At 69.8% G+C, this 7,081-nt stretch carries 7 protein-coding genes; 2 read left to right on the top strand and 5 right to left on the bottom strand.

The features are described from left to right. Window positions 1-138: 138 nt before the first annotated feature. Window positions 139-678 (bottom strand): hypothetical protein, encoded by a 540-nt coding sequence (locus D7W79_RS36050; RefSeq protein WP_244222158.1) that lies wholly within the window; start codon window positions 676-678, stop codon window positions 139-141. Window positions 679-809: 131 nt separating this feature from the next. Then, window positions 810-1,574: an endonuclease/exonuclease/phosphatase family protein gene (locus D7W79_RS36045; RefSeq protein ID WP_208729929.1), complete on the bottom strand. Its 765-nt coding sequence runs from the start codon at window positions 1,572-1,574 to the stop codon at window positions 810-812. Window positions 1,575-2,022: 448 nt separating this feature from the next. Here D7W79_RS36045 and D7W79_RS36040 point away from each other — a divergent pair, with 448 nt between their 5' ends. Next, on the top strand, window positions 2,023-3,312 hold the full coding sequence (locus tag D7W79_RS36040; protein ID WP_120529830.1) for a DUF445 domain-containing protein: 1,290 nt from the start codon (window positions 2,023-2,025) through the stop codon (window positions 3,310-3,312). A 70-nt stretch (window positions 3,313-3,382) separates the two neighbouring features. Here the strand turns inward: D7W79_RS36040 and D7W79_RS36035 are convergent, their stop codons facing one another. After that, window positions 3,383-4,021: a glutathione binding-like protein gene (locus D7W79_RS36035; protein ID WP_120529829.1), complete on the bottom strand. Its 639-nt coding sequence runs from the start codon at window positions 4,019-4,021 to the stop codon at window positions 3,383-3,385. A gap of 103 nt (window positions 4,022-4,124) precedes the next feature. Here D7W79_RS36035 and D7W79_RS36030 point away from each other — a divergent pair, with 103 nt between their 5' ends. Next, window positions 4,125-5,054, top strand: coding sequence for a LysR family transcriptional regulator (locus D7W79_RS36030; protein WP_120529828.1), 930 nt, complete (start codon window positions 4,125-4,127; stop codon window positions 5,052-5,054). 11 nt (window positions 5,055-5,065) lie between these two features. Here D7W79_RS36030 and D7W79_RS36025 read toward each other — a convergent pair whose 3' ends face one another. Together D7W79_RS36025 and D7W79_RS36020 are read right to left on the bottom strand one after the other, a co-directional pair. Then, the gene (locus tag D7W79_RS36025) at window positions 5,066-6,037 is read right to left on the bottom strand and encodes an aldo/keto reductase (RefSeq protein WP_120529827.1); all 972 of its coding nucleotides are present in this window, start codon (window positions 6,035-6,037) and stop codon (window positions 5,066-5,068) included. 524 nt (window positions 6,038-6,561) lie between these two features. Continuing rightward, window positions 6,562-6,828 (bottom strand): hypothetical protein, encoded by a 267-nt coding sequence (locus D7W79_RS36020; RefSeq protein ID WP_120529826.1) that lies wholly within the window; start codon window positions 6,826-6,828, stop codon window positions 6,562-6,564. Window positions 6,829-7,081: the final 253 nt, after the last annotated feature.

The raw sequence follows: 7,081 nt of genomic DNA, 5'->3' as shown, positions 1-7,081 counted from the left end.
ACCCCGCCCTGCCCCAGGTCACGCTCCTCTTCGCGCTGCTCCTGCCGCTGTCCTACGCCGGCTACGAGGCGGTCCTCGCCCGCGTGCGCCGTCACTGATGCGGCTTGCTGGAGCCCCTGAGCCCCCCGCATCAGAGCGTCATCGACGGGCGGCGCGTCCCCAACGGAGCGTCAGCCCGAGATTGCCGGTCGGCTGACGGCGGCCGTCCTTGAGGTCGAGCGGAAGCTCGATGCCGGCCTCCGCGCGAAGCTCCAGGGACGGGTTCAACCGGTACGCAACGCCCAGCGAGCCGCCCGGTGAGACCAGCAGGTGTGAGCCGTTGAACCGGCCCTGAAACACGGTGAGCGGGCCCGCGAAGCCGCCCATCAGCGAGGCCCCCCCGGTCAGGGTCCACGTTCGATTGAGCCGATAGTCGACCAGCGTCTGCGCCCCGAGGCGCAGATTGACGGGCTCCGTGGAGTTGTTGGTGACGGGGACGTACCAGACTCCCGCGCTCGGGGCGACCGACAGGGTCCAGGGTGAACGTTCGACGAGCCGATGCCGGGTCCCGAGTTCGAGGCCCAGCAAGGTGAGGCGCCCCCCCCAATCCCAGTTCTCGCCGGCCCCCTTGCGGAAGGTGAGCTCGGGGTTGGGAAGATAGGCCCGCTCCCGGCCGCGCTCGAAGGCCAGCGTGTTCACGGAGACGCCGACCTCGGTCGTCCCCACGGGGGTCGTCGCCGCGCCCAGGTTCCGGGCTCCGCTCAGACAGCCAGGAGCCAGGAGCAGGAGCGCCCCCATCCACAAGGTCCGCATGCCATGCCGTGGCGTCATCACGGCCATGCGAAGCGCACCCAGACCGGCTGGTGGTCGCTCCCGGAGGGATTCGGGTCCACGCCGCGCTCCACCGGCGAGAGCCCCCGGACGAAGACGGAGTCGAGCGGCAGGCCGCCGATGATGGAGTCCACGGTGTCCCCCACTCCTTCGGAGGCCCATTGGAAGCCCCAGTCCGAAAACAGCTTCACGGTCTGCTTGAGGCTTCCCGGGTCGGAGGTGTTGAAGTCACCGGCGATGACCTGCAAGGGCGCCGCTCCTTCGACCGCGTGGATGACGGTCTCCGCCTGATCCAGCCGGGCGCCGAGCCCGACGATGGGGGTCGCGCCGTGCACGGAGACCACCTGGACGGGCGTCCCCTGGAGGTCCAACGTCGCGGCGACGGCGATGCGGTGTTGCTGGTGATACGGGTCGTCGTGGGGAAGGTTGATCTTCTCATCCGCGGTGATGGGCCACCGGCTCAGCACCGCATTCCCGAAGTCATCGCCATCCTTCGCCACGGAGGCCGGGTAGTAGACGTAGGCCCGCCCCAGCTCCCTCGCGATCCTCTCCACGGAGGGCGCGTCCATCTCCTGCATCAGGATGACGTCCGCATCCGCGAGCGGCGGGCGCGTCAGGGCCGTGATCGCCTCGGTGACGTGCTCAGCGAAGGCGAGGTTGAACGTCACGACGGTGACCGAGGAGGGCGCCTCCACCGCGACGGGGCCGACAGGCCGATGGTCGCCGCTGTATCGCGGTCCGGCCGCGTCGGGATAGCTCTCCATGGGGGCGCATCCGCTCAGGAGCCCGAAGAGCAGGAGCGCGAACAGCGGTACGACGAACGATGCCTTCTCCGGTTCGAATGCCCGGCTCGGCTGAGCGACACGGCGTCCTTCGTTGCACGGCAGGGACTGACTCATCCCGGACATGAACGGTACGGGATGCCAAAGATTCCGCCGTCGCGGCAATGCCGGTTGCCCGGTCGCGTCGGGCTCCGGCCACGCCTGGGGGCTGTGAAGGCAACGGCTGTCTGCCTGTTCCCCCGCACTGTTCATTCTGGATGAATGCGCGCGCCTGCCCTCCCGCGAGCACGACCGCAAGGGCCTGCGCCAACCTCCGCGCGAGACCGGGGCCCCGTATTCGCGTGGGACCGCGAGCCTTATCCATTCGCTCGCGCAGAGGCCGGAACCTTCCGCGCGCGCCGTTCTACCCGCAGCACCCAGAGGCATCTGAATGAACCAGGATCCTTACTCCATGCAGGGGCAGCAGATGTATGGCGAAGCCCTCAAGGCTCGCATCGTTGACGCCGTGCGCGAGCGCGTCGTGTCCGGGCTGGAAGAGCGGATCGGCTCGGAAATCCGTGAGCGCGTCGGCGACGCGGTTCGCGGCGCGCTGAGTGAGCGCATGATGAACATGCAGCAGGGGGAGGGGGGCGGGCAGCCCTTCGACACGGAGCGGATCGCCGAGGCCGTCCACCACCGCGTCGCCGACGCCATCCACGAGCGCGTGCTGAGCGGCGTGCACGAGCGCGCCCGTGACGTGCTCCGGGAGCGGCTCGGTGAGGCGCTGCGCGCCGGGCTGGCCGAGCACTGGATGAGCATGCAGCAGGGGCACGGGCAGTTCGATCCCCAGCGCCTCGCCGAGCGCGTGCGCATCAAGCTCGAGGACGCCCTGCGCGACAGGGTCGGCTCCGTCGTGCGCGAGCGCGTCCGCGACGCCCTGCGCGAGCGGCTGGGCGACGCGCTGCGCTCCGCGATGATGGAGCGGAGGATGGGCATGGAGGGCTTCGCGCCGGTGGACCCCGAGCGCATCGCCGACAGCCTCCGCGCCCGGATCGCCGACGGCGTGTCCGAGCGGATCCACACCGTCGTGCGCGAGCGCATCCGCGAGGCGCTGAAGGAGCGCCTGCCGGAGCTGCTGCGCTCCGCGCTGACCGAGCGCCGGATGCAGGGCATGGGCCAGATCGATCCGGAGCGCCTCGCGGACACCCTGCGCGAGCGCCTCGCGGACACCCTGCGCGAGCGCATCCAGAGCGGCCTGCGTGAGCGCGTGCGCGACGCCCTGCGTGAGCGACTGGCCGACCAGCTGCGCACCCGGCTGAGCGAGCGTCCCCAGGGGGGCTTCATGGGCTTCCAGCCGCAGGGCTTCTCGCCCGTGGATCCCGAGCGCATCGCCGAGGCGCTCCGCGGGCGCCTCGTCGACGCCCTCCACGAGCGGCTGTCCAACAACCTCCGCGAGCACCTGCAGGAGGCGCTGCGTGAGCGGCTGGGTGACGCCATCCGCGAGTCGTTGGGCGCCACGGGGCCGATGGGCCACATGATGGGCGGGGCCGGAGAGCAGCGGATGGGCGGCTTCCAGACGCAGGGCCCCGGGCAGATCGACACCGAGGGCATCGTGGACGCCATCCGCGAGCGCGTGGGCGAGGAGCTCCGCGAGCGGATGTCGGACGTCGTCCGTGAGCGCGTCACCGAGGCCGTGCGCAAGGAGCTGCGCAACGGCACCGGCAACCAGCCCCAGGCCTGACGCGCACCGCGCCCGGGGCAGGCCTCCTCCTCCATCCGTTCGTCAGGTGGAGGAGGGATGTCCGGCCCTGTCATGCGCGCGACTTGCGCTTCTCGAGCTGGGCCCCGTAGAGCCTGCGCTCCTCGGAGAAGGCCTTCGCGACGCTGGGCCGCTCCTGCATGCGCGCGAAGTACGCGCTGATCGCGGGCCACTTCTTCAGGTCGATGGGCGTCGCCGCGCACCAGTTCAGCACCGTCGTCAGGTACGCATCCGCGACGCTGAAGCGCTCCAGCAGGAACTCACGTCCGGTGAGGTGTTGCTCCAGGTAGCCGAGCCGGGTGGCCCCCCTCTCCAGGGCATAGGTCTTCGCGCCTTCGTTCGCTTTCGCGTCGAGGAGCGGGGTGAAGGTCGCCTTGTGCAGCTCGGTGCCGATGAAGGACAGCCACTGCTGGAGCCGCATGCGCCCCCGGCTGTCGTCCGGCGCGAGGCCCGCGTGGGGCAGCGCCCCGGCCACGTACTGCAGGATGGCGGCGTTCTCCGTGAGCACGTCTCCGTCGTCGGTGCGCAGCGCGGGGACGAGCCCCAGCGGGTTCACCTCCAGGTAGTCGCGGCCGTCGTGCGTGCGCTTCGTCTTCGAGTCGACCTCGATGAACTCCGCTTGTGCGCCCGCTTCGTACAGGCTGATGCGGGTCGAGGCCGAGCAGGACAGCGGGGAGAAGTAGAGCTGCATGGGAGGTCCTCCAGACGTCGGATGTGGGGCCTTCGCGAGACAGGCGGCACTCTCCGCTTCCGGCAGGGATGCGTCCAACGCATCGTTGGCATAGGCTGGATGCATGGAAGACATTGCTCCGCCCCCCTCCCCCCGCCTCGACGTGCGCGACCTGCGCGTGGTGCTGGCCCTGGCCTCCGCCGGGACCACGGCGAAGGCCTCGGCGGTGCTGCACCTCACGCAGCCGGCGGTGAGCCGCGCGCTGCTCGCGGCGGAGGAGCGGTTGGGGACGCGCCTCTTCGACCGGACCCCTCGCGGGCTCGTGCCCACGCCCGCGGGACAGGAGCTGGTCGCGGGCGCCACGCGGCTCCTGGTGGAGTTGGGTGACCTGGAGCACCGCGTGCGCGCGCCGGTGGCGCCGTCCATCCGCCTGCGGCTGGTCTGCGAGTGCTACACGGCCTATCACTGGCTGCCGTCCGCGCTGGTGACGCTGCGCAAGAGCCTGCCGGGCCTCCACCTGTCGCTGGCGGTGGAGCACACCCAGGACCCGGTCCAGGCCCTGGTGGCGGGAGAGCTGGACGTGGCGCTCCTCACGACGGCGTCCGTCCCCCGGACCGGCATCGAGACGCGGCCGCTCTTCTCGGATGAGATCATCTTCGTGATGGCCGCGTCGCACCCGCTGGCGTCGCGCCGGGCGCTCACCCGCGAGGACCTGCGCGAGCACACGCTGCTGACGGGGCAGACGCCCGCGGCGGAGTCGCAGTGGTTCATGACGCAGGTCTCCGGCCGCGAGCGGCCCCGGCTTCGCATCGAGCGGCTGCCGCTCACCGAGGCCATCCTCGACGTGGCCCGCGCGGGCCTGGGCGTCGCGGTGCTCTCCGAGTGGATCACCACCCCGCACCTGGGCAGGGGCGACCTCGTCGTGAAGCGGCTGGCGTCAGGGCCCCTGCGGCGGCCCTGGCGGATGGCCTGGCGGAAGGAGGTCGGAGACGCCGCGCTCCGCCTCCTCGCCGCGCTCGAGTCCACGGTGCCCCGGGGACTCGCGGTGGGATGAGGGGCCTGCCGCTACCAGGCGTAGTCCTCCGGCGCGGGCTTGTGGCCGGGGAAGATTTCATCCAGCCGCGCCAGCGCCTTTTCGTCGAGCTTCACGTCCAGCGCGCGCAGCGCGGAATCCAGCTGTGCAGCGGTGCGCGGCCCGATGATGGGCGCGGTGACGGCGGGCTGGTGGAGCAGCCACGCCAGCGCGACATCCCCCGGCTCGTGGCCCAGCTCCGACGCGAAGGCCTCATAGCGCTCGATGCGCTCGCGGTGCTTCTGGAGCTGCTCCTGCGCGCGGCCTTCCAGCCTGCGCTTCCCCTCGCGCTCCTTGCGCAGGACTCCGCCCAGCAGGCCTCCCTGGAGCGGTGACCATGGCAGGACGCCCAGGCCGTGGTGCCGCGCGGACGGCAGCACCTCCAGTTCCACCGTCCGGGCCAGCAGGTTGTAGAGGGACTGCTCGCTGACCAATCCCATGAAGTTGCGCTGCGCGGCCGCCGCCTGCGCCTGCGCGATGTGCCAGCCCGCGAAGTTGCTGCTGCCCACGTAGAGCACCTTGCCCTGCCCCACCGCGACCTCCATCGCCTGCCAGATCTCCTCCCACGGCGTGGCGCGATCCACGTGGTGGAACTGGTACAGGTCGATGTAGTCGGTCTTCAACCGCTTCAGGCTGGCGTCCAGGGCCCGGCGGATGTTGAGCGCGGACAGCTTGCCCTCGTTGGGCCATTCGCCCATCGGGCCATAGAGCTTCGTCGCCAGCACGGTGCGCTCGCGCCGGCCGCCGCCCTGCGCGAACCAGTTGCCGATGATCTGCTCCGTGCGGCCCTTGTTCTCACCCCAGCCGTACACGTTCGCCGTGTCGAAGAAGTTGATCCCCTTCGCGTGCGCGGAGTCCATGATGGCATGCGCATCCGGCTCCTCGGTGGTCCAGCCGAAGTTCATCGTGCCCAGACACAGCCGGCTGACGGAGAGCCCTGAACGCCCCAGATTCGCGTACTTCATGGTGACCCCTGTTCGGCCGGTGGCGGAACGACGCTGTGCCGGAACGGGCCGGCCCTCCCGTTCGAGCCGGCGAGCCTGAGCACCCGCTCCCGTGGATGTCCAGCACGGTCCGCGGCATCCGGGTGAGGCGTTGGCTGGCGGATGGGGAGGCCCGAGTGTTGCGTCCCGGCGGCAGGCCCTGGCCCGTCGTGGGACATAGGAGATCGACGATGACCACGACCTTCCCAACAGGAGCAGGCTGCAGTGGCGTGGACTACGCCAGACTGCGAGAGCGCGTCGCCCGACGACTCCTGAGCCCGGGTTCAGGAGGAATGTGGTGCACCTGCAACATGGGACTTCCGGAGGACGGCTCCGCAGCGACGCCAGGTGGCGCAGCGGCTGAGCCGGGGGCCGCGGCCAAGCCCGAGGACGTGGGTACAGCTACCGTTGTCCTCGCTCTCCCCATTCGTCGACAGTAGCTGCACAGACGGCTCGAGCAGTTGCGAGTCTCCGGGCCGTTGTCGAAGCTACCGGTGGACGTGCAGTCACTTGCGCAATTGGAGCAACTCTCCACTCTGGCAGTAGCCGTCCCCACGGGAAGAATTCTCATTTGTCACGCAGGTCTGGTAGGCCACCTCGCATTGCTCCTGCAGTAACCGGCGCGGGTACTCCTCCCACACGTCGGCCGCAGCCATCATGCAATCAAAATACTGCTGATCGCAGACGCCGGACGGGTTCGCGGAAGCGCCCGAGATCGAAACCACCACGGCAACGGAAGACATGGCGAAGATCCAACCACGATTCAGGGACATTCAGCTGCTCCTTGAGTTCCAGACATCCAGGACAATCTTATATCGGCCAAGGAAGGAAACCACTAGGGGCTGTCGCTGATCTCCGGTCCGAAAATTCAACCTACCGGATTGTCATCCATCCCCATCCTAGGGGCTGTCCCTGATTAACGCAGCCAGAGAAGCATGGAAGCGACGTGGAGGACAGCGAGGTAGCAGGTCGCCGTCTTGTCGTAGCGGGTGGCGGCGGCGCGAAAGCGCTTGAGGTCGTGGAAGA

The sequence above is a fragment of the Corallococcus exercitus genome (assembly GCF_003611585.1).
GTDB lineage: Bacteria > Myxococcota > Myxococcia > Myxococcales > Myxococcaceae > Corallococcus > Corallococcus exercitus.
The sequence above is the reverse complement of the archived record's forward strand: the minus strand, read 5'-3'. Positions and strand labels throughout refer to the sequence as shown.